Origin of the sequence: Streptomyces tanashiensis, assembly GCF_014648895.1 — a bacterium.
GTDB lineage: Bacteria > Actinomycetota > Actinomycetes > Streptomycetales > Streptomycetaceae > Streptomyces > Streptomyces tanashiensis.
The window spans coordinates 805098-828816 of sequence record NZ_BMRZ01000002.1 but is presented as its reverse complement, the minus strand read 5'-3'; the positions used below and the strand labels follow the sequence as shown (position 1 = coordinate 828816).

General features: G+C 71.4%; 21 protein-coding genes and 1 pseudogene. 15 read left to right on the top strand and 7 right to left on the bottom strand.

The window, feature by feature from the left end:
* Positions 1-124: 124 nt before the first annotated feature.
* The gene (locus IE237_RS09250; RefSeq protein ID WP_229842476.1) at positions 125-706 is read right to left on the bottom strand and encodes a TetR/AcrR family transcriptional regulator; all 582 of its coding nucleotides are present in this window, start codon (positions 704-706) and stop codon (positions 125-127) included.
* Between the two features lie 224 nt (positions 707-930).
* On the opposite strand from IE237_RS09250, the gene IE237_RS09245 reads away from it, so the two are divergent.
* The 3 genes from IE237_RS09245 to IE237_RS09235 all read left to right on the top strand — a co-directional run bounded on the left by IE237_RS09245 (position 931) and on the right by IE237_RS09235 (position 4236).
* Positions 931-2091, top strand: a complete 1161-nt coding sequence (locus IE237_RS09245) for an agmatine deiminase family protein (RefSeq protein ID WP_189801309.1) — start codon at positions 931-933, stop codon at positions 2089-2091.
* A 68-nt stretch (positions 2092-2159) separates the two neighbouring features.
* Complete coding sequence (locus tag IE237_RS09240; protein WP_189801308.1) at positions 2160-3566, top strand: sensor histidine kinase; 1407 nt, start codon at positions 2160-2162, stop codon at positions 3564-3566.
* A gap of 10 nt (positions 3567-3576) precedes the next feature.
* Positions 3577-4236: a response regulator gene (locus IE237_RS09235; protein ID WP_189801307.1), complete on the top strand. Its 660-nt coding sequence runs from the start codon at positions 3577-3579 to the stop codon at positions 4234-4236.
* On the opposite strand, the gene IE237_RS09230 is transcribed toward IE237_RS09235, so the two are convergent.
* Genes IE237_RS09230 through IE237_RS09220 form a run of 3 tightly spaced genes read right to left on the bottom strand, consistent with a single transcriptional unit; the run spans position 4221 to position 6519 of the window.
* On the bottom strand, positions 4221-4556 hold the full coding sequence (locus IE237_RS09230; RefSeq protein ID WP_189801306.1) for a hypothetical protein: 336 nt from the start codon (positions 4554-4556) through the stop codon (positions 4221-4223). The two genes, IE237_RS09235 and IE237_RS09230, sit on opposite strands and share 16 nt — an antisense overlap.
* Complete coding sequence (locus IE237_RS09225) at positions 4556-5419, bottom strand: sugar-transfer associated ATP-grasp domain-containing protein (protein ID WP_189801305.1); 864 nt, start codon at positions 5417-5419, stop codon at positions 4556-4558. The genes IE237_RS09230 and IE237_RS09225 overlap by 1 nt, the downstream gene beginning before the upstream one ends.
* Positions 5416-6519 carry a 7TM domain-containing protein gene (locus IE237_RS09220; protein ID WP_189801304.1) on the bottom strand — a complete coding sequence of 368 codons (1104 nt, stop codon included), beginning with the start codon at positions 6517-6519 and terminating at the stop codon, positions 5416-5418. Before IE237_RS09220 ends, IE237_RS09225 begins: the two co-directional genes overlap by 4 nt.
* Before the next feature lie 243 nt (positions 6520-6762).
* Between IE237_RS09220 and IE237_RS09215 the strand changes: the two genes are divergently transcribed.
* The 12 genes and pseudogenes from IE237_RS09215 (at position 6763) to IE237_RS09160 (ending at position 20418) form a co-directional block, all read left to right on the top strand.
* Positions 6763-7341: a TetR/AcrR family transcriptional regulator gene (locus IE237_RS09215; protein WP_189801303.1), complete on the top strand. Its 579-nt coding sequence runs from the start codon at positions 6763-6765 to the stop codon at positions 7339-7341.
* 44 nt (positions 7342-7385) lie between these two features.
* Positions 7386-8033 (top strand): annotated as a pseudogene (locus IE237_RS09210) (urease subunit beta); the annotation flags it as partial.
* Positions 8030-9766 (top strand): urease subunit alpha, encoded by a 1737-nt coding sequence (locus IE237_RS09205; RefSeq protein WP_189801302.1) that lies wholly within the window; start codon positions 8030-8032, stop codon positions 9764-9766. The pseudogene IE237_RS09210 and the gene IE237_RS09205, both read left to right, overlap by 4 nt.
* A gap of 180 nt (positions 9767-9946) precedes the next feature.
* Complete coding sequence (locus tag IE237_RS09200; RefSeq protein WP_189801301.1) at positions 9947-10960, top strand: agmatine deiminase family protein; 1014 nt, start codon at positions 9947-9949, stop codon at positions 10958-10960.
* A gap of 78 nt (positions 10961-11038) precedes the next feature.
* Positions 11039-12715 (top strand): ABC transporter substrate-binding protein, encoded by a 1677-nt coding sequence (locus tag IE237_RS09195; protein ID WP_189801300.1) that lies wholly within the window; start codon positions 11039-11041, stop codon positions 12713-12715.
* The gene (locus tag IE237_RS09190; RefSeq protein ID WP_189801299.1) at positions 12712-13671 is read left to right on the top strand and encodes an ABC transporter permease; all 960 of its coding nucleotides are present in this window, start codon (positions 12712-12714) and stop codon (positions 13669-13671) included. The genes IE237_RS09195 and IE237_RS09190 overlap by 4 nt, the downstream gene beginning before the upstream one ends.
* Entirely contained in the window at positions 13668-14522 is an 855-nt protein-coding gene (locus IE237_RS09185) for an ABC transporter permease (RefSeq protein ID WP_189801298.1), read from the top strand. The genes IE237_RS09190 and IE237_RS09185 overlap by 4 nt, the downstream gene beginning before the upstream one ends.
* Entirely contained in the window at positions 14519-15514 is a 996-nt protein-coding gene (locus tag IE237_RS09180) for an ABC transporter ATP-binding protein (protein WP_189801297.1), read from the top strand. The genes IE237_RS09185 and IE237_RS09180 overlap by 4 nt, the downstream gene beginning before the upstream one ends.
* Positions 15507-16304, top strand: coding sequence for an ABC transporter ATP-binding protein (locus IE237_RS09175; protein ID WP_189801296.1), 798 nt, complete (start codon positions 15507-15509; stop codon positions 16302-16304). The genes IE237_RS09180 and IE237_RS09175 overlap by 8 nt, the downstream gene beginning before the upstream one ends.
* A 110-nt stretch (positions 16305-16414) precedes the next feature.
* Positions 16415-17557 (top strand): agmatine deiminase family protein, encoded by a 1143-nt coding sequence (locus tag IE237_RS09170; protein WP_189801295.1) that lies wholly within the window; start codon positions 16415-16417, stop codon positions 17555-17557.
* Positions 17558-17749: 192 nt separating this feature from the next.
* Positions 17750-19201: a purine-cytosine permease family protein gene (locus tag IE237_RS09165; protein WP_189801294.1), complete on the top strand. Its 1452-nt coding sequence runs from the start codon at positions 17750-17752 to the stop codon at positions 19199-19201.
* A 47-nt stretch (positions 19202-19248) separates the two neighbouring features.
* Positions 19249-20418: an agmatine deiminase family protein gene (locus IE237_RS09160; protein WP_189801293.1), complete on the top strand. Its 1170-nt coding sequence runs from the start codon at positions 19249-19251 to the stop codon at positions 20416-20418.
* Positions 20419-20480: 62 nt separating this feature from the next.
* Here the strand turns inward: IE237_RS09160 and IE237_RS09155 are convergent, their stop codons facing one another.
* The 3 genes from IE237_RS09155 to IE237_RS09145 form a co-directional block, all read right to left on the bottom strand.
* Positions 20481-21908 (bottom strand): amidase, encoded by a 1428-nt coding sequence (locus tag IE237_RS09155; RefSeq protein WP_189801292.1) that lies wholly within the window; start codon positions 21906-21908, stop codon positions 20481-20483.
* Between the two features lie 181 nt (positions 21909-22089).
* Complete coding sequence (locus IE237_RS09150; protein ID WP_189801291.1) at positions 22090-22833, bottom strand: amino acid ABC transporter ATP-binding protein; 744 nt, start codon at positions 22831-22833, stop codon at positions 22090-22092.
* Positions 22830-23717 carry an amino acid ABC transporter permease gene (locus tag IE237_RS09145; RefSeq protein ID WP_189801290.1) on the bottom strand — a complete coding sequence of 296 codons (888 nt, stop codon included), beginning with the start codon at positions 23715-23717 and terminating at the stop codon, positions 22830-22832. The genes IE237_RS09150 and IE237_RS09145 overlap by 4 nt, the downstream gene beginning before the upstream one ends.
* Positions 23718-23719: the final 2 nt, after the last annotated feature.

Below are 23719 nucleotides of genomic sequence, written 5' to 3'. Positions count from 1 at the left end.
GGGTGCGGGACCACTGCTTCGTGTCTCACACTCTGGCACTGACTGAAAATTCAGTCAAATTTGTGCCTACCCCACTGCTTGAAGGGAGTGTGCGGTGGAGCGGCTGCCCTCGGCGTGGTCGCCGTCAGTCGCTCAGCGTCTCGATCTCGACGGAGATCGCCTCCCTCACCAGTTCGCGGGCGTGGGTCAGGGGCAGGGCGCCGCTGAGCCAGCGGGTGCTGAGTCCCTCCAGGAGGCCGGTGAGCCTCTCTGCGGATGCCGTGAGGGCCGGGGCGGGAGTCGTCGGCCGGACGCAGCTCAGGAGGTCCGCGACATCGTGGATCCAGGCCAGCGTGGCCCTGGCCAGATCTCCGCGCAACTCGGGCTCGAAGATCGCGCTGGCGCGCAGCTCGCCCCATGCCGTGCTGTTCTCGCGGACCTCGGGGACGTCCTGGAACTCCAGGAGGAGGGACTGCTCCAGCTCCTCCCGCGCGTCGGACGGTCCGGCGGCGTCCTCGACGTCGGACGTGTACCGGTCGGCCCGGTCGCTGATGAACTCAAGGGTGTGGCGCAGGATGCCGGCGCGGTCCTTGAAGTGGTAGTAGATCAGCGCGGTCGACACCCCGGCTTCGGCCGCGAGCTCCTCCATGCGCAGCCCGCGGACCCCTCGCCGCGCGATGACGCGCGCCGCGCCTTCCAGGATGGCCCTTCTGCGGTCCGTCGCCACGTGATCCCCCTTGTGAGTGGTCTGAACCATCAGTGTCACATATTGACTGAATCTTTAGTTACCGTTCTTGGGTGCCCGTGGCGGATAGTCGCCTGATGTTGGCCGGAGGGGCGTCTTCGGTCACGGTCCGGAGGACACTATTGACTGAATTTTCAGTCTGCGACACCATGCGGGAACGGTCAGACCGCCTTCCTCCAGACCGCCTTCCTCCGGACAGGAGTCCCATGGACACGCCCACGACGTCTCGACGCCGACTGGTCCAGCTCGGCGCGGCGGCTCTGCCGCTCGCGGCCCTCGGGTCGGCGCTGCCCGCGGTCGCCCGCGCCGCCACGAGCCCGTCCGGTGCGACGCTGCGGATGCCCGCGGAGACCGACCGTCACGTCCGGACCTTCATGGCCTGGCCCGCGCTGTCGTCGATCTGGACCACCCGGCTCGACGGCGCCCGCCGCGACATCGCGCGCGTGGCCGCCGCGATCTCCCGCTTCGAGCCGGTCGTGATGCTCGCCCGCCCCGAGCAGGCGGCCGACGCCCGGAGCACCTGCGGAGCCGGCGCCCAGTTCGGCATCGACGTCGTCGAGATACCCGACGACGACTTCTGGATCCGGGACTTCGGCCCCACCTTCGTGGTCGCCCCCGGCGCCGTCGCCGGCGTGGACACCCACTTCAACGGCTGGGGCAAGACCGGCACGACGTACGCGCAGCCCTACGCGAACGACGCCGCCGCGGCCGCGACCCTCCTCTGCCGGTACGGCGTCCCGCGCGTGCAGGCCGGATTCGTCGGCGAGGGCGGCTCACTGGAGACCGACGGCCAGGGCACCCTGCTCGCCACGGTCAGCTCGCTCGTCAACGGCAACCGCAACCCGGGCATGAGCCAGGACCAGGTCGAGCAGGCCATGAAGTCGGCGCTCGGCATCGACAAGGTCATCTGGGTCCCGGGACTCGCCGGCCAGGACATCACCGACTGCCACATCGACTGCCTGGCCCGCTTCGTCGGACCGGGGCACGTCATCCTGGACAGGCCCGGGCCCGGCACCGCCGACAGGTGGGTCGCCGTCTACCACGAGACCAGGCAGATCCTGCTCGAAGCGACCGACGCGCAGGGCCGCCGGCTGACCGTCACCGAGCTCCCCGCCCCGGACCGCGACCGCATCCGCGGCAAGGGCACCTCCTTCCTGTCCAGCTACACCAACTACTACACGCCGAACGGCGCCGTCCTCGTCCCCCAGTTCGGCCACGGCGACGCCGACAACGCGGCCCGCGCGATCCTCCAGGCCGCGTACCCCGGCCGCACCGTCGTCCAGCTCGACATCGACACCATCGCGTGGGGCGGTGGCGGCATCCACTGCGCCACCCAGTCGCAGCCGGCTGTCCCGCCGGTCCTCTGACCGGACGACACCGGACGACACGCCGGCCGCCGCCGCTCGGCGGCGACCGGCCCTTTCAGGAGAGTGGTATGCGGCGCCGGGTGTATCCCTTGTTGGCCGATCTCGTACTGATCGCCGTGACCGGGGCGACCGTGGTCGCCCTGCTGGACTGGGACAGCTGGAGCTCCGAGCAGGGGGCGCTGTTCGGCACGGAGGGCCAGCTGGCCACCGCCGGAGGGGCGATCACGGCGGTACTCGCCCGCCGCCGGTGGCCCGCGACGGCACTGGTCGCCGCGGCCACGCTCATGGCGTTCGAACCGCTGACCGGCGGGGCCCTGACGGCCGTGGCCTACACGGCGGGCCTGCACTGGGCCCGCCTCCACCACCGCGTTGCCGTCCTGACCGTGTCCCTGACGGTGCCCCTGGCGGTCACCGTCGCCAACTCGGCCGTGGAGCCGGCGCCGATCCTCGAGTACGACGTGATGGTCGTCCTCGTCACCGGCATCGTGTGCGGGGTCCTGCCCGGCCTCGCCGGGGCTCTGGCCGGTCAGCGCGAGCGGCTGGTCCAGGCCCTGGAGGAGCGCAACGCCTTCCTGGAGCGGGCCCACCGCTCGGCGGAGGAACAGGCCCGATCACGGGAACGATCCAGGATCGCGGGCGAGATGCACGACCTGCTCGGCCACCGGCTGAGCCTCATCGCGCTGCACTCCGGCGGCCTGGAGATGGCCGCGGGGACGGGGGATCCCGAGGTCCGGCGCAGCGCCCTGCTGGTGCACAGCACGGTGCGCCAGGCGATGACCGAACTGCGCGACGTCCTGGGCGTTCTGCGCGCGGAGGATCCGCTGTCGGGCACGCCGGAGCCGCTGACCGCGCGGACGGGCACCCGCGCGCAGGTCGCCGCGCTGGTGGCCCAGTCCCGTACGGCAGGGATCGCGGTGCGCCTCGACTGGTCGGGCGAGGACCTGACGGGGGAGAGCCCCACCGCCCGGCGCGCCGTCGACAGGGTGATCCGCGAGGCCCTGACCAACGTGCACAAGCACGCGGCCGCGTCGGAGGTGCGGGTCGTCGTCCGCAGGGAGTCCCGGGAGGTACGCGTCGACGTCCGCAACGGACCCGAGAGCGCGAGCGCCCGAGCCGTCCGGCTTCCCGGCGGTGACCTCGGCCTCGTCGGTCTCCACGAGCGGATCCGGCTGCTCGGCGGAACCCTGCGCGCGGAACCCGCGGACGGCGGCGGGTACGCGGTCGACGCCCGCATCCCCCTGGGCACCGGCCCCGCACTGGCGAGCACGCCCGCACCGCCCGGCCCGCAGGCCGTGTCGGCGGCGCGGTCGTGCTGGCACCAGCTCGTGAGCGGCGCCGCCATGGCGCTCGCCGTGGTCGGCGTCGTCGCCCTGCAGTTCGTCACCCTCGCGTTCGTCCCCTATCCCGAGGTGGACGAACCGTCCGACGTCGAGGAGACCGCGGTCTCCTCGCCCCTCCTCCACCCCACCTTCTGAGGCCCTTGCTGTGATACGTGTTCTCCTCGCCGACGACCAGGAACTGGTCCGCGCCGGCATCCGGCTGGTGCTCAAGCACGCCGACGACATCGAGGTGGTGGCCGAGGCGTCGGACGGCCACGAGGCGTCGGTGCTGGCCGTCCGGCACGAGGTGGACGTCGCGATGCTCGACATCCAGATGCAGGGCACCGACGGGCTCCACGCGGCGGAACGGATCGCCGCGCGGGCCCCGTCGGTCCGTGTGGTCATGCTCACCACGTTCGGCGAACACGCCTACGTGGACCGTGCGCTGAAGGCGGGCGCCGCGGGGTTCCTCCTCAAGGACAGCACCCCGCAGGAACTCATCCAGGCGGTGCGCAGGGTCGCGTCCGGAGTCCCGGTCGTGTCCCCGCAGATCACCCGGCACCTCATCGACCGGTACCTCGACAGCGGCGAGGAGCCGGCCGACCCGCGCGTGAGCCGCATCGCCGACCTCACGAGCAGGGAGCGCGAGGTCCTCGCGATGGTCGGGACCGGCGCGTCCAACGCGGAGATCGGCAAACGGCTGCACCTGGGGGAGGGCACGGTCAAGGCGTACGTGAGCCGCATGCTGGCGAAGCTGAGCTGCGCCAACCGCGTCCAGGCGGCCATCCTGGCCCACGACGCCCGGCTCCTTCAGGGCGAGAGCTGACCCGCCGTCCGCGACGGACCCGGCACGGCACCGGCGGCCCCCCGGGTCGCCCCGCCGCGCTCGGGAGCGGGGTCGGTGGGGTTCTCCTCCGCGCCTGCCCCGGGGGCGGTAGGGCCCTTCTCCGTATCCGTACCGGGGTCGGTAGGGCTCTTCTCCGCACCCGGCTCGGGATCGCTGCGGCGCTGTTCCGCCGGCACCTCCCTGCCGGGGTCCGCGTCGGAGGCCTGCCGCGGTGGCTCCACCCCCGCGGCGCTGACCGCGAGGAACGCTCCCGCCGCCCCGGCGACGACGATCTTGGAAATGAGCGCGGTCCAGCGCATCAGGGACTCCAGGGGTGGGTGGTGGCGGACATGAGGCCGTGACCGGTGACGTTCTGGATCTGGAGGCCCGGCCGCGCGTTGACCTCCAGGATCAGCGGCCCTCGGTCGGCGTCGACGACGATGTCGGCGCCCAGGTAGTGCAGGCCGGTCGCCGCCGCGCACCGCCGCGCCGCGTCGAGGACCTCCGGCCAGTGCGGAACGGTCGCGCCGATCAGACGCGCGCCGGTGTCGGGATGGGTCTCCGTCGGCTCCTTCCCGACCAGGGCGTGGGTGATCCGCCCGGTGGAGAGGTCGACGGCGGCGCCGATGGCCTTCTGGTGCAGGTTGGCGCGCCCGCCGCTGAACCGGGTGGGCAGCCGGAGCATCGCCAGCCGGGGCCGGTCCCGGTCGCAGATCACCCGGATGTCCGGCAGCCCCTGGTGGGACAGCCGGGCCAGCTCCGGGTGAGCCCGGATCAGCGGTTCGAACAGGGCCCAGTCGGTGGGGCGCGGGGAGAAGTCCCCGTCCAGGATGCGACGCAGCTGGTCGGCGACCAGGTCCCTGGAGATCCGCCGGCCGGAGGAGGAGGTCCAGTTCTGCCGGCGCCGGCCGAAGGCGAGCAGGATGCCGTTGCCCCCCAGGCTCTGGTTCGGCTTGAGAGCCCAGCAGTCGGGCAGGCCCTCCCAGTCCAGGGCGGCGATCTCCCGGCGCGAGCGCAGCAGGGCCAGGGTGGGGGAGGTCGGTGCGCCGACCTCGGCCAGTGCCTTCTTGGTGGCGTACTTGTCGTTGACGAGCCGGATGGCCGCCGAGGAGTTGTGCCGGGATATCCGGGCGTTGCGCAGGTTCATGCCCATGACCGGGTCCCAGCCGCGAAGCCGTATCACGCCTTCGCCTCCTGCCTCTTGGCCGCGGGCGCGAACCGGAAGAGCTCGCTCAGCCGGAGTCCCTGGTACGTACCCGCGATCGAGGTCCACACGGCGCACACGACGGCGAGCTGCAGCGGCACCGCCTCCGCGACCTCGCGCACGTACGGCGTCAGGAGGAGCAGGGCCACCAGGACGGCCGTGCCCATGGTCAGGGCGGCTCCGGTGGCCGCGGCCCGCACGCCGTCGAGATCCCAGGCCTCCCACAGGCGCTCGGTGACGATGGCCGTGACGACGACCGGCAGCGACATCCCCCACGAGTCGGAGAGCCCGAAACTGCCCAGGCCGAGCTGGGCGGCGATAAGGCCCGACGTGACCACCGCGATCAGGACGCCGAGCCGGGCGACCCGTGGAAGGTGCAGACGGCGCAGCAGGGGCTGCATGGCGAACCCGAGCGCGAACATCACGAGCGTCAGGGGGACGCCCAGGGGCAGGCCGGCCTGTGCGTAGGCCAGCGCAAGGAGTACGGGGCTGAAGGTGCCCAGCGTGTTCAGTCCGACGACCACCCGGAGCACCACGATCAGCAGGGCCGCCAGAGGAAGCAGCGCCATCATCGACACGGGGTCGATCGCCGGTGCCTTCGCGAACAGGATCCGCAGGGCCGAGGGCGCGGCGGTCGAGTCGGGCTGCGTGAGCAGCCGCTTGCCCACCGCCACGTGGAGGCCCTGGACCTCCTGCCGGCCGAGCAGGACGGGGGTCTCACGCCTGGAGCGGTTGTTGACGCTGAGCTTGGCGACGAACGACCGGCCGGCCAGCCGCACGGTGGTGTCGACCACCGGGCGCTTCTCGCGGCCGAGTGCCGAGCCCACGGTGATCCTGGGGGCCGAGTCGAGGTCGAAACCGAGCTCCTTCGCCAGCGCCGTGTCCACCGACGACGCCGACGCACCGGTGTCGATCAGGGCGAGAACCTCGGCACTTCGCCCGCTCGGACCGGTGATGCGCACCATCTCCCGTTCGCCGATGACCTCGGGCGACGAGCTCAGGGGTCTGTCCGGGGAGCCGAGCACCGCCAGCAGCAGGAGACCCAGACCGGCCGCGGCCGCCAGCACCTTCACGGACACGGGCACCCTCTTGCGCCCTCCGCGGTGGGCGCCGGCCGACCGTTCTCCGCTGTCCGTACTCTCTTCGTACTTCAGGAGGTCTTGCATGGGGACAGCCTTGAACGGGGGAGCGGCCGTCCAGTAGTACCGATCGGCCACACCGTGGCAACGAAAGTTGTCCGTGCGGCGGCCGGTCACGTCTCTTCCGACCAGGGACCGGCTCCGTGATTCCGGGCGCGGGAGACGCCCGGTAGGGTTCGGGCCATGGCGTCTCGAAGCACTCAGATCCTGGAAGCCGCCGCCCGGGTGATCGCCCGGCGCGGGGTCCGCGGCCTGCGCGTGGAGGAGCTCGCGGCCGAGGCGGGGGTGTCCACGGCGCTCATCTACTACCACTTCAAGGACCGCGCCGGGATCCTGAGCAAGACGCTGGAGTTCATCAACGACCGAGCCGAGCGCTACACGACCCACCGCGATCCGGACGCCGAGCCGCTCAGCCCGCGCGAGGAACTGGACCAGACGCTCCTCCTCGAACTCCAGGACTCGACCGAGGTCAGGGAGAACAGCAGCGCCTGGGGCGAGCTGAGGGCGAGCGCCGTCTTCGACGACCTCCTCCGTGAGGACCTGGCGAGAGCCACTCTGGTCTGGGTCCAGGAGGTGGCGGCGCTGCTCGGCCAGGTCAGGCCGATGGCCCCGGCCGTCGCCCTCACGGCCTCCGCCGAACGGCTCACCGCCCTCCTGGAGGGCCTCAGCATGCGCTGGCTCAGCGGCACGCTCCAGATCGCCCACGCCAGGACCCTGATGAGCGACGCCATCGACGCCGAGCTCGAACGGCTCGGCCGGTGACCATCCGTGCCCTCGCGGGCCCCTGACCGCGGCGCGTAGACCCCTCCCAGCTCGCCCGGACCCGCCTGGAGCGCGGGCTGCGGCTCAATGTGCCCGAGGCGACCGCCCTGATCGCCGACACGGTCTGCGAGGCCGCGCGCGACGGGCTCCACCTCGCCGAGGCCCTCGACCGCGGCCGGAACGTCCTCCGCCCGGACGACGTGCTCCCCGGCGTCACCGACGTCGTGACGGAGATCCAGGTCGAGGCGGTGTTCGACGACGGCACCCGGCTCGCCGTCATCAGCGCCCCCTTCGGCGACGTGGAGCACGACGACGGCGCCCCCGGAGCCGTCCTGCCCCACACGGACGCCCTGCCGGAACCGCAAGCGGTGACCACCCTGTGGGTCCGCAACGCGGCCGCGGTCCCGGTCAGCGTGACCTCGCACTTCCACTTCTTCGAGGCGAACCCGCGTCTCGACTTCGACCGGTCCGCCGCCTACGGCATGAGGCTCGCCGCTCCGGCCGGGTCGTCCACCCGGTTCGACCCCGGTGCCGTCGTCGAAGTCGGACTCGTACCGATGGGCGGAGACCGGATCGCCATCGGCTTCGCGGGCCTGGTCGACGGGCCGCTGGACGCGCCCGGCGCGAAGGCCGAGGCGCTGAAGCGCGCCGCCGCCTGCGGGTACCTGGGAGCGGAAGGGGTGGGGCGATGAGCAGGCCCACCAGGCACGGCGACCACTGCGAGCCCGGCACCGGCCGGCACATCGATCCGCAGGAGTACGCGACCGTGCACGGCCCCCGCGCGGGGGACAGGGTCAGGCTCGGGGACTCCGGACTCGTCGTCCGCGTGGAGTCGGACGCGCAGGCGTACGGCGACGAGTTCCTGGCCGGTTTCGGCAAGACCGCCCGTGACGGCATGCACCTCAAGGCGGCGGCCGTCCGGGAGACCTGCGACGTCGTGATCACCAACGTTCTGGTGATCGACGCCGTGCTCGGGATCCGCAAGGTGTCCGTCGGCATCCGCGAGGGCCGGATCCACGCCATCGGGCGGGCCGGAAACCCCGACACCCTCGACGGCGTCGACGTCGTCGTGGGCACCGGCACCACGATGATCCCGGGGGAGGGGCTGATCGCCACCGCGGGCGCGATCGACACACATGTCCATCTGCTCTCCCCGCGGATCATGGAGGCGTCCCTCGCCTCCGGGGTCACCACGATCATCGGCCAGGAGATCGGGCCGAGCTGGGGCGTCGGCGTGAACTCGCCGTGGGCGCTGAGGCTCGGGTTCGACGCCTTCGACGCGTGGCCGGTCAACATCGGCTTCCTGGCCCGCGGCTCCGCCTCCGAGGAGGCTCCGCTGGTCGAGGCGCTCGCCGAGGGCGGCGCCTGCGGCTTCAAGGTCCACGAGGACATGGGCGCCCACACCCGGGCCCTCGACACGGCCCTGCGGGTCGCCGAGGAGCACGACGTCCAGGTCGCCCTGCACTCGGACGGCCTGAACGAGTGCCTCTCGGTCGAGGACACCCTGAAGGTGCTCGAAGGCCGTACGATCCACGCCTTCCACATCGAGGGCTGCGGCGGCGGTCACGTCCCCGACGTCCTGAAGATGGCGGGCGTGCCGAACGTCATCGGCTCCTCCACCAACCCCACCCTGCCCTTCGGCCGCGACGCGGTCGCCGAGCACTACGGGATGATCGTCTCCGTCCACGCGCTCAAGACGGACCTCCCGGGCGACGCCGCCATGGCCCGCGACCGGATCAGGGCCGGAACGATGGGCGCGGAGGACGTCCTGCACGACCTCGGCGCGATCGGGATCACCTCGTCCGACGCGCAGGGCATGGGCCGGGCGGGGGAGACCGTCCGGCGCACGTTCGCGATGGCCGGGAAGATGAAGGCCGAGCTGGGCCCCCTGGAGGGCGACGGCGCGCACGACGACAACGCGCGCGTGCTCCGCTACATCGCCAAGCTCACCATCAACCCGGCGATCGCCCACGGCCTCGCCCACGAGGTCGGCTCGATCGAGATCGGCAAGCTCGCCGACATCGTGCTCTGGCGCCCGCCGTTCTTCGGCGCCAAGCCACAGACGGTCCTGAAATCGGGCTTCCCGGCCTACGGCGTCACGGGCGATCCGAACGCCGCCACCGACACTTGTGAGCCCCTGGTCCTGGGCCCCCTGTTCGGCGCCCACGGTGCCGCTCCGGCCGAGCTGTCCGTCGCCTTCGTCAGCCGCGCCGCCGCCGACCTCGGCCTCGACGCGATGTCGACCCGTCGCCGCCGGGTGGCCGTTCGGGGCACCCGTGGCATCGGTCCGGCCGACATGCTGCACAACGCCCGCCTCGGAGAGGTGGACGTCGATCCTCGCAGCGGCCTCGTGACCCTCGACGGCGACCCGATGCGCTCCGAGCCGGCGCAGCAGGTCTCGCTGAGCCGTCTGTACTTCCTGTGACCCGCAGCGGCTGACCGGAACCACCGGTTGACCGAATTTTCAAAACCCTGCCCCTCCTCTTGACTGAATTTTCAGTCGAGAGGAGGATGCTGTTCACACCGCGTACCCGTCCCGCGCTTCCGCCAGGCTGAGCCGGCCACCGCCGACGGGTACTTCTGGCGAAACGAAGAGAGACCCGTGATGACTGCATTCCGTATGCCTGCCGAGTGGTCCGCACACGAGGGGTGCCTCATGGCCTGGCCGGTCCGGGAGGACCTGTGGGGCAGCGTGCTGAACGACGTCAAGGAGGAGTACGCGAACGTCGCCCGCGCCATCGCCGCGTTCGAGCCCGTGACCATGGTCGCGCCGCCCGGCCACGGCGACGAGGCCCGGACGAAGTGCGGTGACGGGATCACCGTCGTGGAGATCCCGCAGGACGACTCGTGGTTCCGGGACTCCGCCCCGATCTTCGTGCTCGACGGCGACGGCAACCGCGCGGGAGTGGACTTCCGCTTCAACGCCTGGGGCCGCAAGCACAGCCCGTACGACTCCGACGACCGGATCAGCGGCCTCCTCCTGGAGCACCTGGGCGTCGAGCGCATCCCCTCCGACATGATCCTCGAGGGCGGGGCGATCACGGTCGACGGCGAAGGCACCCTGATCACCACCGAGCAGTGCCTGCTCCACCCCAACCGGAACCCCGGGATGAACAGGGACGAGATCGAGACGGAACTGAAATCCCAGCTCGGGGCCGACAAGGTTGTCTGGCTTCCGTACGGCGGTCTACTGGACACGGAGACCGACGGGCACGTCGACGGCGTCTGCGCCTTCGCCGCTCCCGGCAAGGTCGTCGTCTCCCTGCCCGACGACCCCTCTCACCCCGACTACGCCCGGATGCGTGCCAACCGCGCGGTGCTCGAGGCCACGACCGATGCCAAGGGACGGCCGTTCGAGATCATCGACGTCCCGCAGGTGGCATTCGTCGACATCGCCGGCGGCGAGGTCGAGGTGTCCTACCTGAACTACTACGTGGCCAACGGCGGCGTCGTCGTCCCGGTGGCCGGTGTGCCCCAGGACGACGAAGCGCTCGCGGTCATCGCCGAGGCGTACCCCGGCCGCAAGGTCGTCGGGGTGCGGGCGCCCGCGATCGCCTACGGCGGCGGCGGGGTCCACTGCATCACGCAGCAGGTCCCCGCCGTGCCCGCGACCGCCTGACCGAGTACGGACCGCTCCCGGAGGGCCGCTCCAGCGGCCCTCCGGCCCCCGCACCCCTCACGGAAAGAGAGCGCGACGATGACCACACCCCTGCCTCCCGGCAGCAGACGCCCGCGCGGCAGGCGCGGACGGATCGCCGTGACGACGGCCGCCCTGACCTCCCTCGTGGCCCTCGCGGCCTGCTCGGGCCCGCCGAAGGACGCCGGCATCGGCGGATCCGAGGCCGAGCTCTCCGCCTCGACGCCCCCCGCCCGCGGGGAGATCGACTCCTTCACCTGGGCCGTCTACGCCGAGCCGCCGACGCTCGACTACACGCTCGCGTTCGACTACCCGCAGAACACCGTCCTGTCCAACGTGTGCGAGAGCCTCATGCGCTGGACACCGGGGCTCACCCTGCAGCCCGGCCTCGCGCGCAAGGCCTCCAACCCGGACCCCACCACCTGGGTCTACGACCTGCGCGCCGGCGTGCGCTTCCACGACGGCAAGGTGATGACCGCCGACGACGTGGTCTACAGCCTCGGCCGGCAGCGGGACCCGAACAACGCCGCCGCCTGGGCCCAGAACTTCCAGAACGTCACGTCCATAACGAAGACCGGCCCGCTCCAGGTCACCGTCAAGCTCAAGAAGCCGGACTCCCAGTTCCCCCAGTACATGGCGACCGCCGCGGGCGTCGTCGCCTCCAAGGCCGGCGTCCAGGCGGCGGGCAAGGACTACGGCACCACCGGCGACCTCGCCTGCACCGGCCCCTTCAAGCTCGGCACATGGAGCAAGGGCCAGTCCATCGAGCTCGAGCGCTTCGACGGCTACTGGGGCACCAAGGCCAAGGCGAAGAAGGCCGTCTTCCGCTTCCTGACCGACCCCTCGGCGCGCACCAACGCCATGCTCAGCGGCGAGGTCGACGGCGGCTACCTCATCCCCACCGAGAGCTACGGCCGGCTGCGCGACAGCGGCCTCGGCACCCTGTACTTCGGCGAGGGCCTGAGCACGGTCAACGTCAACGTCACCAACATGCACGGCCCGCTCGGCGACCTCCGCGTCCGCAAGGCACTCTCCCTCGCCCTCGACCGGGCCGGGTTCGTCAAGGCCGGGCTCGGCGGCGCGGGCACCGTCACCACCTCGCTCACCACCCGTGCCGCCTGGGCCGGAGCCTCGGAGCAGACCCGGCAGGCCGCCTTCGGCGCGCTGCCGCCGGCCACCCCGGACCTCGAGAAGGCCAAGGCGCTGATCAAGGAGGCCGGCGCCACGGGCAAGACCCTCACCGTCGCCACCAGCTCCATCGGCCAGGACGTCTCCCTGCTCGCCACCGCGATCCAGGCCGCGGGCACGCAGATCGGGCTGAAGATCAACCTCAAGACGATCGCGCCCAACGCCTTCACGGCGCTCTTCACCGACCCCGAGGCGCGCGAGGGCATCGACATGTTCCCGCTCACCTACTACGACTCGATCACCGACCCGCTGGACCTGCTGACGAACTTCAAGACCGGCGCCTACCTGAACTTCGCCGACTACAGCGACAAGGGCTACGACGCGCTCGTCGACCAGGCCACCTCCGTCTACGAGCCGGAGCAGCGGATGAAGATCGAGGCCGAGCTGCAGAAGCGGGTGGCCGAGCAGCTCCCGTGGATCCCCGTCGCCGAGTGGCCCACCGCCGTCTTCCTCAACAAGAGGATCACCGGCGCCCCCACCACCATCGCGTACATGTACTACCCGTGGGCCGCGGACGTCGGCGCGGCGGACGCGGGAGCCGCGAAGTGAACTTCGTGAGATTCGCCGTACGCCGGGTGGCGGAGATGGCCGCCACCCTGCTCGGTGCGTCGTTCGTGGTCTTCGGGGCCATGTACCTGGCCCCGGGCAACCCCGCCAGCTTCCTGCTCTCCGGACGCTCCGCGTCGCCGGAGGCCCTCGCCGCGATCAACGCCCAGTACCACCTGGACGACCCCTTCTTCGTCCGCTACCTCAGCTGGCTCGGCGACATCGTCCAAGGGGACTTCGGACGGTCCATCACCTACCGCACCGACGTCTCCCGGCTCCTGGCCGACCGCCTCCCCACCACGCTGCTGCTCGTCGTGATGGCGCTGGCCGTCGTCGCGGTGATCGGCCTGGTGCTGGGATGGATCGCCGCCGTACGCGGCGGCGGCACCGACTCGGCCATCCTGGTCGGCACCACCTTCGCCGTCGGCACCCCGTCCTTCGTCGCCGCCGTCCTCCTCCAGGGCCTCTTCGCCGTCAACCTCGGCTGGTTCCCCAGCAGCGGATCCGGCGAGGGCTTCGTCGACAAGGTCTGGCACCTCACCCTGCCGGCGATCGCCCTCGCGCTCTATCTGATCGGCATGCTCGCCCGGGTCACCCGCTCCGCCATGGTCGAAGCCCTCGACAGCGAGCACGTCACCGTCGCCCGCAGCCGCGGCGTCCCCGAGAGCCAGGTCATCCGCCGCCATGTGTTCCGCAACTCGCTGGGCACCGTCCTCACCACCGGCGGACTCATCGTCTCCACCCTCCTGGTCTGCACCATCCTCGTGGAGACCGCGTTCAGCATCGGCGGCGTCGGCCAGCTCCTGGAGCTGTCCACCACGACCAAGGACTTCCCGACCGTCCAGGCAATCTCCTTGATCATCGTCGCTCTCTTCATGACCGTGAACCTGGTCGTCGACCTCCTGCTGCCACTGGTCGACCCGCGGATCACCCTCGGATCGAGGAGTTCCTCCGTATGACCGCCGTCCTGACCCGCCGGCCCGGCCTCGCGAAGATCCGCACCGCCCGGTCCCCGCTCCACCTGGTCTGCCTCGGCTTCGTCGCCCTCGTCACGGCCGCCGCGCTCCTCGCGCCATGGCTCGTGCCGTACGACCCCAACGCCATCGACCTCGGCAACGCCCTGGCAGGACCCTCCCCGGAGCACCTGCTCGGTGTCGACGCCGCCGGACGCGACACCCTCTCCCGGCTGCTCCTCGGCGCCCGCACCTCGCTCCTGGGGCCGCTCGGCGTCGTGGTCTTCTCCACCGTCGCCGGAGTCGCCGTCGGCATGGCCGCGGGATGGCGGGGCGGCTGGCTCGACTCCGTCCTGTCGCGCAGCACCGAACTGGTCTTCGCGTTCCCCGGCATGCTCCTCGCGATCCTGATCATCTCGGTCTACGGCGAAGGCCTGCTCGCCCCCGTCATCGCCCTCTCGATCGCCTACCTGCCGTACGTCAGCCGGCTCACCCGCTCCCTCGTCCTGACCGAACGCAGACGCCCCTACGTCAGCGCCTACCAGGTCCAGGGCCACTCGGCCCTCCAGATCTCGCTGCGCCACATCCTCCCCAACATCGCCCCCGTCGTCCTCGCCCAGTCCACCATCAACTTCGGCTACGCACTGATGGACCTCGCCGGCCTGTCCTTCCTCGGCCTGGGCGTACCCGCGCTCACCCCCGACTGGGGCCGCATGGTCTTCGACGGCCAGACCGCCATCCAGCACGGCTACCCGCTGTCCGCGATCCTGCCCAGCGCCTTCATCGTGCTCACCGTCGTCGCCTTCAACGTGGTCGGAGAGCGCTGGGCCGACCGCGTCGCCAGGAGAGACCGATGACCTCCAAGACATCCCCGCACACGCTCGACGTCCAAGGGCTCCGCATCACCCTGCCCGGCACCGCCCGCCCCGTCCTCGACGGCGTCGACCTCCACGTCGGAGCCGGCGAGACCGTCGCCCTCGTCGGCGAGTCCGGATCGGGCAAGACCCTCACCTCGCGCAGCGCCCTGAACCTGCTGCCGCCCGGCGCCGTCGTCGAAGGCGCCGTCCGGGTACGCGGCGAGGACGTGCTCACCATGAACACCGACCAGCTGCGCGCCCTGCGCACCGGCACGGTGTCCATGATCTTCCAGGACCCGCGCGCCGCCCTCAACCCCCTGCGCCGCATCGGCGACTTCCTCATCGAGAGCGTGACCCTCACCGGGAGCATGAGCAGGGCGGACGCCACCGCCCGCGCCACCGAACTCCTCCGGGCCGTCGGTCTCGACGACTCCGCCCTCCGCAAGTACCCCGGTCAGGTCTCCGGCGGCATGCTGCAACGCGTCATGATCGCGGCCGCCCTGATGGGCGACCCCGCCCTCGTGCTCGCCGACGAGCCCACCACCGCGCTGGACGTCACCACCCAGGCGGAGGTCATCGCCCTCCTGGCCGAACTCCGCGCACGCTTCGGCACCGGCCTGCTCTTCGTCACCCACGACCTCGACCTCGCCGCCGCCATCAGCGACCGCGTCTACGTCATGTACGCCGGACGGATCGCGGAGAGCGGCCCAGCCGAAGCCCTCTTCGCCCGGCCCCGGCACCCCTACACCTCGGCGCTGCTCGCCTCCACCCCCCGGCTCGAAGCCCCTCAGGGGCGGCTCACCGCCATCGACGGCCAGCCCCCGGACCTCCGGCAGGAGCTCGTCGGCTGCCCGTTCGCCGCCCGGTGCCACCTGGCCACCGAGGTCTGCGACCAGCAGGCCCCCGAGCCCCGCACCGCACCCGGCCGACCGCACCACCAGGCCGCCTGCCACCACAGCGACCGTCTCGAAGGGAGCCCCGTCGATGCCTGAGAACGTCCTGGAGGCCGTCGGACTCCACCGCACCTACGGGAGCGTCCGCGCCGTCGACGACGTGTCCTTCGCCCTCCCCGAGGGCGGATCCCTGGGCATCGTCGGCGAATCCGGCTCCGGCAAGACCACCACCGCCCGGATCGTCGTCGGTCTGGAACAGGCCGACGCCGGCGAGATCCTCGTACGAGGACAGGCCCGCGCCGCACGACAGCGCGGCCGCGCCCGGCGCCTGGCCCGGGCGCGCGAGGTCCAGATGGTCTTCCAGGACCCGTACCTCTCCCTCGACCCGAGGACCAGCGTCGACCAGGTCCTGCGCGAGACCCTGCGCCTGCACTTCCCCGGCACGGATCACGACCGGCGCGTCCGGGAACTCCTCGACCAGGTCGGCCTGGGCACCCGCGCCGCCGACGCCCGGCCCCGGCAGCTCTCCGGCGGCCAGCGGCAGCGCGTCGCCATCGCCCGTGCCCTCGCCGTGGAACCGGCCGTCCTCGTCCTGGACGAGGCGGTCGCCGCCCTCGACGTCTCCGTGCAGGCGCAGATCCTCAACCTGCTCGCCGACATCCGGGAGGAGACCCGGATCGGCTATCTGTTCATCACCCACGACCTCGGCGTGGTCCGCTGCGTCACCGACGACGTCATCGTCATGCGCCGGGGCCGCGTCGTCGAGGCGGGCCCCACCGCCGAGGTGCTCGCGGCACCCCGGCACCCCTACACGCGGCTCCTGCTGGAGTCCGTGCCCCGCCCCGGCTGGGACCCCGAGGCGATCGCCGCGGCCCGCCGGGCGCTCTGACCGCACACCCCACCGCAGCACACCCCACCGCACCGAACGCGTCGTCGAGGGACCGCGCGGCGTTCAGCACGCCCACCTTCCCTCGCCGGCCCCCACACAGGAGGTCACCCATGAACAACCACGCTGTCGCCCGACACGCGGGCCCCGGCCTCAACCGGCGCCGGTTCCTCGCGGCGGCCGGCCTGACCGCGGCGGGCGCCGCGCTCGCCACGACGGCCCTCCCCGACAGGGCCACGGCCGCCGCGGGCACCTTCCGGGTGCCGGTCGAGGACGTCCGCCACACCCGTACCTGGATGGCCTTCCCGGACAGCAGCGCGATCTGGGGCAACAAGCTGAGCGGCGTGCAGGCGGACATCGCGCTGATCGCCCGTACGATCGCCAAGTACGAGCCCGTCGTCCTGTGCGCGAACTCCGCGAGCGCCGCCAAGGCCCGCTCGATGTGCGGCCCCACCGTCACCGTCATCAGCTCCATCCCCGTCGACGACTGCTGGATGCGTGACACCGGGCCCGTCTTCCGCAGCGACGGCTACGGCGGCCTCGACACCGTCGGCCTCAACTTCAACGGCTGGGGCAACAAGCAGACCCACGCCAGGGACGCCCTCGTCGCCGAACGGATCGCCGCCCACGTCGGCGTGCCGTTCACCTACGCCGACCTGGTCGGCGAGGGCGGCGCCATCGAGCAGGACGGCGCCGGCACCCTGATGGCGACCCGCAGCAGCCTGGTGAACCGCAACCGCAACCCCGGGGTGTCGGAGCGTCAGCTGGAGAAGGCGATGTGCGACGCGTACGGCGCGTCCAAGGTCATCTGGTTCGACGGCGTCTACGGCCAGGACATCACCGACGACCACGTCGACGCGACCTCCCGCTTCCTCGCCCACGGCGAGGCCCTGGTCCAGATGCCCGTCGCCGCCGACACCGACGCCTATGCCCGCGACGCCCGCCGGCAGTACAGCGCCCTGTCCGCCTCGACGACCGCCTCGGGCCGCGCGATGGACGTGATGCGCCTCCAGGGCCCGGACTACAACAAGATCCGCTCCACCAACCGGGACTTCCTCGCCTCCTACGCCAACTTCTACCTCTGCAACGACGCGGTCATCTCGGCCCAGTTCGGCGACAAGCGCGCGGACGAGGCCGCCCGTGCGACGCTCCAGCGCCTCTACCCCGACCGGTACATCGAGCAGCTCGACATCGACCGCCTCGGCACGGGCGGCGGCGGCATCCACTGCGTCACCCAGCAGCAGCCCGTCGCGTGAGCGCTGCCGCGTAGTTCCGTCTGCCGATGCTCCTGTGGCGGCCCGCCACTCCTCCCTGAAAGTTCCGTCAATCACGCTGTCCCAGCCATTGACTGAAATTTGAGTCAGTCCCTACGGTGGGCGCACCCGCACGGCGCCGGATGTCAGGGGCGCCGCGCGGACTCAGGGACGCACCCGTGAACAGGAGCCCGCATGGGGCCAGTTGCCTCGCACACGAATGACCCCGCCCCTCTCGCGGGCATCGAACAGCACTCGATCGACTGGGTGCCCCTCTCGGAACGGCATGGCAAACCGTCGAACGTCGGGGCCATCTGGTTCGTCGGCAGCCTCAACCTCACCGGCCTGGCGACCGGTGTCGTGACGCTGTCCATGGGGGCCTCGCTCGTGTGGACGGTGATCGCCACCGTTCTCGGCTCGCTCTTCGGCACGTTCTTCATGGCGTTCCACTCGGCCCAGGGGCCGCAGCTCGGCCTGCCCCAACTCGTGCAGTCCCGGCCGCAGTTCGGCTACCTGGGGGCCGCGCTCACGGTCTGGGTGTTCGCCCTGGTCAACTACGTGGCCTTCAACACGTCCGACGCCCTGCTCTCCGGCCAGGCCATGAACCTGCTCACCGGGATGCCCAACAGCCTCGGCTATCTGCTGGCCGCCGCGGTGGCGACGGTGATCGCGCTCTTCGGCTACGAGTGGATCCACCGGCTCAACAAGTGGCTCACCTGGCCCTTCGTCGTGATCACCGCGGCCGTCACCGCGTCCGCCCTGTTCGGCGGCGGGCTGCCGGACGGCGTCTGGAACCCGGGCCCGTTCGAACTCGCCCCGTTCATGCTCGTGTTCGTCTTCGTCGCCGGCTTCCAGCTGGGCTGGGCACCGTACGTGTCGGACTACTCGCGCTACCTGAGACCCGACGTCTCCGTGCGCAGCACCTTCTGGTGGACCTATCTGCCCAGCGCGGTCTCCGGGATCTGGGTCTTCGTCCTCGGTGCGGTGGTCTCGGCCGGCGCTCCCGAGGGCACGGACCCGGTCACCGCCCTGAAACTGTCGGCCGACCGGCTGTTCCACGGGTTCGGGACGGTCGCGGTGGTCGTCCTGCTGGTCGGGCTGCTGTCCATCATGGCGATCAACCAGTACGGCGGCAGCCTCACGATGATCTCGATCGTGGACTCGTTCCGGCCGGTCAAGCCGACCCGGACCATCCGGATCGCGACGATCGGGATCATGCTGGCCGCCGTCGGGACGGTCTCCACCCTCGTCGGCATCGACCAGTTCAACTGGTTCTTCGCCAACGTGGTGGTCGTCCTGACCTACCTGTTCATCCCGTGGACGGCCATCAACCTGGTCGACTTCTTCTTCGTCCGGCGTGGTCAGTACGTCGTGAAGGAGATCTTCAACCCGCACGGGATCTACGGCCGGTGGGGCTGGCGCGGAAACCTCGCCTACGTGATCGGGCTCGCCTGCATGGCCCCGTTCATGGTCATCACCGGGCTCTTCGTGGGGCCCGTCGCGGAGTTCCTCGGCGGTGTCGACTGCTCCGTCTTCGTCGGCCTGCCGGTGGCCGGAGGCCTCTACTGGGCCTTCGCCCGAAGCCTCGATCTGACCACCGAACGCCGGATGGTCCGGGAGGAGGGACTGCTGGACCCGCTCCACTGAGCACCGCGCGCCCGCACGTACAGAACCTTTGAGAGAAGGAGCACCACGTGAAGACAGAGCACGACGGCGAACGTCCCGGCATCAGCCGGAGAACCCTCCTGGCCCGGACCGGAGCGGCCGCGGCCGCCCTGGCGGCGGGGCCCGTCCTCGGCGGCGTCCAGCCCGCCATGGCCGCCTCCTGGCGGGTCCCCGGTGAAGAGGCCCCGCACAGGCGGACCTGGATGGCCTGGCCGTCCAGCTCCACGATCTGGGGCAACCTGCTGTCCAAGATCCAGGCGGACATCGCCAAGCTCGCCAAGGAGGTCGCCAAGTACGAACCGGTCATCATGTGCGCGGACGGCTCGTCGGCCGCCTCGCAGGCGAGGGCCGCGTGCGGGTCGACCGTCACGGTCATCAGCTCCATCCCCGTCTCGGACTGCTGGATGCGGGACACCGGCCCGCTGTTCCGGGTCGACGGGGCCGGCGGGCTCGACGCCTTCGGACTGAACTTCAACGCCTGGGGCGAGAACGCCACGACCTTCTACGGCCTGCCCTACTCCGCCTACTCGAAGGACCGCACGGTGGCGCCGAAGGTCGCCGCCTACAACGGCGTCTCCTTCGCGAACGCGTCCGTCGTCGGCGAGGGCGGCGGCGTGGAGTACGACGGCGACGGCACCCTGATGGCCACCGAGAGCTGCTGGCTGAACAGCAACCGCAACCCCGGCAAGTCGCGTGCCCAGATCGAGGCCGAGCTGCTGTCCCGCTTCGGTGCCTCGAAGATGATCTGGCTGCCCGGCGTCAAGGGGCAGGACGTCACCGACGGCCACATCGACGGGACCGCCCGCTACATCAGGCCCGGCGTGGTCATGGTGCAGCTGGCCGGCGCCGTGCGTCCCGACGTCTGGACCGCCAACGCCCAGGCCATCCGCGACGTCCTGGTCAACGCCACCGACGCGAGGGGCCGCCGGCTCCAGGTCCTCACCATCCAGGGGCCCGACACCCTGCCCCGTATCCCGTCGGGCCAGCGGGCGGACTTCCTCAGTTCCTACATGAACTGGACGGTGACGAACCAGGCGATCATCACCACCCAGTTCGGCGACACCGCCAAGGACGCGGCGGCCAGGACGGCAATCTCCGCCGCCTACGGCCGCCCCGTCGTCCAGCTCAACCTCGACAACCTCTACGGCAACGGCGGCGGTGGCGCCCACTGCGTCACCATGCAGGAGCCCAACCGCTGAACGAACGACGAGCCCGGGTCTCGCCTCCGAGACCCGGGCTCGTCGTATACGCGCCCGAATTCTCAGAGTGCCGGACGGCCGCTCCACGGGCGTACCGCCTCGATCGCCGAGGCCACACGGAACACGGTGGCGTCGTCGTAGGTGCGCCCGACGACCTGCACTCCCGTCGGGACGCCGGTCGAGGCGAACCCGGACGGCACGCTCAGGACCGGGCAGCGGCTGGCGATGTTGAAGACCGTGGTCATCGCGGCCTCCAGATAGGAGTCCAGCTCGACGCCGCCGATCACGACCTTGGTCGACAGGTAGTCGTCGTCCGCCCTCAGGGCCGGGATGGCGGTCGTCGGGCAGAGCAGGACGTCGTACCGGTCGAGCAGCGTGCCGAGCTTCCTCTGCACCGCCGCCTCCAGCTCCAGACCGCGCATGATGCTTCCGGGCTCGCGGACGGCCTCGGCCGTCCGCTCGGCGAAGTCGAGCGCGTACGCGGTGAGCAGATCGCCGTGCTCCGCGGCGACCGACGTGACGTACGGGCCGAAGACGGAACCGAAGTGGATCAGCGCCGCCTCCATCACCTCCGCCCGCGTGATCGGGACCTCGACCTCGTCCACGACCGCTCCGGCCGCGCGCAGCGCCTCCGCGACCGCACGGGTGTTGGCCTCGACCTCGGGATCGACCGGCCAGTCGCCGAGGCTGACCGACAGCGCCACCCTCACGCCCTCGACGCCGTCGAAGCGTTCGGGCAGCGTCACCTTGGGGCGCAGGGAGACGGCGTCGAGCGGGTGCGGCCCGGCGATGACGTTCTGCAGGAGGGCGCAGTCGGCGACGGTCCTCGCCATCGGGCCGTCGTGACAGTACGTGTCGAGGTTGAACGGCGCCATCGCGGGCACGCGGCCGTACGGCGGCTTGTATCCGACCGTGCCCGTGAACGAGGCGGGAATGCGGATCGAGCCGCCGATGTCGGAGCCGGTCGCGAGCGTCGTCAACCCGGCCGCTAGCGCGGCGCCGGCGCCGCCCGACGAACCGCCCGGGCTGAACTCCAGGTTCCACGGGTTGCGCGTCACGCCCCACAGCCGGGACTGCGTGAAGGCCGCGCAGCTGAACTCCGGCGTGGTGGTACGGGCGTGCACGATGCCGCCTGCGGACTGGACCCGCTCGACGACCGGGTGCGTCTCGTCGGCGATCTCGTCCCGGAACGCGAGCGACCCGTCGGTGCTGCGGCGGCCCGCGAGGGGCTGCTCCTCCTTGGTCGCGACCGGGAGCCCCTCCAGCGCGCGGGGCGCCGGCCCCTTGCCCCCGTACCGCGCCTCGGCCTCGCGCGCGCCGGCGAGCGCCTCCTCGAAGGTGCGCTCGGCAAGGGCGTTGACCTTGGACTCGACGGCTTCGGCGCGGGCGATGACAGCGCTCATCAGCTCGACCGGTGACAACGAGCGGTCCCGGAAGCGGCTCAGGGCTTCGGTGGCCGGCAGATGGGCGAGGTCGGTGAGGTCGGTCATGGGTGGGCTGGTCCCTTCCTGAGGCGACGGAGCAGTCGGGCGGACGACCGCCTCGATGCCAGCATGGAACCGTCACCCGCCGTGGGGGTCAACGGTGTTGACGTAAGGCCCGTCGCCCCCACTCGCCCAGGGCCGGCCCGCGCCACCGGCCGGCCCACCGTCGTGCCGAAGAGCCCTCGGCCTAGGACCGGTCCAGCGCCCGCGCCAGGAATCGCCGCGTCGCCCGCTCCCGTGGAGCGGTGAGCACTTGCTCCGCCGTCCCCTGCTCCACGATCACGCCGTCCTCCAGGAAGCAGACCCGGTCCGCCACGCGTCGGGCGAAGTCCATCTCGTGCGTGGCCATCAGGATGGTCAGGCCGCGCTGCTTGAGGTCCGCGACGACCTCCAGGACCTCGCCCACCAGCTCGGGGTCGAGGGCCGAGGTGATCTCGTCGAAGAGCAGCAGCTCCGGCTCGGTGGCGAGTGCGCGGGCGATCGCGGCGCGCTGCTGCTGTCCTCCGGACAACCGGTCGGGGTGTTCGTCCGCCTTGTCCGCGAGCCCGAGGCGGGCCAGCAGCTCGCGGGCCGACGCCTCGGCCCGCCTGCGCGGGACGCCGTGGACCTGGCGGGGCGCGAGCGTGATGTTGTCCAGCACGCTGAGGTGCGGGAACAGGTTGTACGACTGGAAGACGATGCCGATCCGCCTGCGGGCGACGTCGGGGTCCAGGCGGGGATCGGTCAGCTCGCTCTCGCCCAGGTGGACGGTGCCGTCGTCGACGACCTCCAGCAGGTCCACACACCGCAGCAGGGTCGACTTGCCCGAGCCCGAACCGCCGATGAGGCAGACGACCTCGTGCTCGGCGACGTCCAGGTCGATCGACGTGAGGACGAGGCGCGACCCGTACTGCTTGCGGAGACCGCGGATGCGCAGCAGCGGCCGGCTCATCGGCCCGTCTCCGCCCAGGTGCGCCGCGCCGCTCGCCGCTGGAGACGGTCGGCGAAGCGGGTCAACGGAATGGTCACCGCGATGAACAAGAGAGCCGCTCCCAGGTACGGGGTGTAGTTGAAGTCGTAGTCCGCCTTGATCTGCGCGGCCCGGAGCGCCTCCAGCGGGCCGAGGACGGCGACCAGCGCGGTGTCCTTCTGCAGCGCGATGAAGTCGTTGAGCAGCGGGGGAACCACATTGCGCACCGCCTGCGGCAGCACCACGTGCCGCAGCGTCTGCCGTTCGTTGAGGCCGAGGGCCCGCGCGGCGTTCCGCTGCGCGGGGTGCACCGAGTTGAGCCCCGCCCGGAACACCTCCGCGACGTAGGCGGCGTACGAGAGCACCAGGGCGATCACTCCGAGCACCCAGGGCTCGGAGGGGGTCCCCTGCAGCTGCAGCGCCGGCAGTCCGAATCCGACGAGGAAGACCAGCAGCAGCGTCGGCACGCCGCGGAAGACGTCCACGTAGACGGTCGCGGCGAGCCTCAACGGCTGCAGACCCGGTGCGCGGGTCACGCGCACCAGGGCGATCAGCAGTCCCAGGACGAGGATCAGCACCTCGGCGACGAGGAACATCTGGATGTTGAGCCAGAAGCCTCGCAGGAGTTCGGGGAACGCGGCCCGGAGCTCGGCGCCGTCGAGGAACAGGCTGTCGACCCGCTCCCAGCCCGGCGAGGCGACCGCCGCCGCCCCCAGGGCCACCAGGGCGACAACGGTGCACAGGGCGGAGATCCAGGTGTGACGGCGCCTGCGGGAGCGGCGGAAGCGCTGCCGCTCCAGCTCGTGCTCGCTGGGCCGGTAGGTGTCGTCCGGCGCGGGCGACTCGGCCGTTTTCGTGAGGTCCACGG

Coding starts and splice junctions, on each gene's coding strand:
- IE237_RS09180 (WP_189801297.1), top strand. CDS start 14,519: ATGACCTCCAAGACATCCCCGCACACGCTCGACGTCCAAGGGCTCCGC.
- IE237_RS09205 (WP_189801302.1), top strand. CDS start 8,030: ATGAGCAGGCCCACCAGGCACGGCGACCACTGCGAGCCCGGCACCGGC.
- IE237_RS09185 (WP_189801298.1), top strand. CDS start 13,668: ATGACCGCCGTCCTGACCCGCCGGCCCGGCCTCGCGAAGATCCGCACC.
- IE237_RS09150 (WP_189801291.1), bottom strand. CDS start 22,833: ATGAGCCGGCCGCTGCTGCGCATCCGCGGTCTCCGCAAGCAGTACGGG.
- IE237_RS09155 (WP_189801292.1), bottom strand. CDS start 21,908: ATGACCGACCTCACCGACCTCGCCCATCTGCCGGCCACCGAAGCCCTG.
- IE237_RS09230 (WP_189801306.1), bottom strand. CDS start 4,556: ATGCGCTGGACCGCGCTCATTTCCAAGATCGTCGTCGCCGGGGCGGCG.
- IE237_RS09195 (WP_189801300.1), top strand. CDS start 11,039: ATGACCACACCCCTGCCTCCCGGCAGCAGACGCCCGCGCGGCAGGCGC.
- IE237_RS09245 (WP_189801309.1), top strand. CDS start 931: ATGGACACGCCCACGACGTCTCGACGCCGACTGGTCCAGCTCGGCGCG.
- IE237_RS09240 (WP_189801308.1), top strand. CDS start 2,160: ATGCGGCGCCGGGTGTATCCCTTGTTGGCCGATCTCGTACTGATCGCC.
- IE237_RS09200 (WP_189801301.1), top strand. CDS start 9,947: ATGACTGCATTCCGTATGCCTGCCGAGTGGTCCGCACACGAGGGGTGC.
- IE237_RS09170 (WP_189801295.1), top strand. CDS start 16,415: ATGAACAACCACGCTGTCGCCCGACACGCGGGCCCCGGCCTCAACCGG.
- IE237_RS09175 (WP_189801296.1), top strand. CDS start 15,507: ATGCCTGAGAACGTCCTGGAGGCCGTCGGACTCCACCGCACCTACGGG.
- IE237_RS09165 (WP_189801294.1), top strand. CDS start 17,750: ATGGGGCCAGTTGCCTCGCACACGAATGACCCCGCCCCTCTCGCGGGC.
- IE237_RS09215 (WP_189801303.1), top strand. CDS start 6,763: ATGGCGTCTCGAAGCACTCAGATCCTGGAAGCCGCCGCCCGGGTGATC.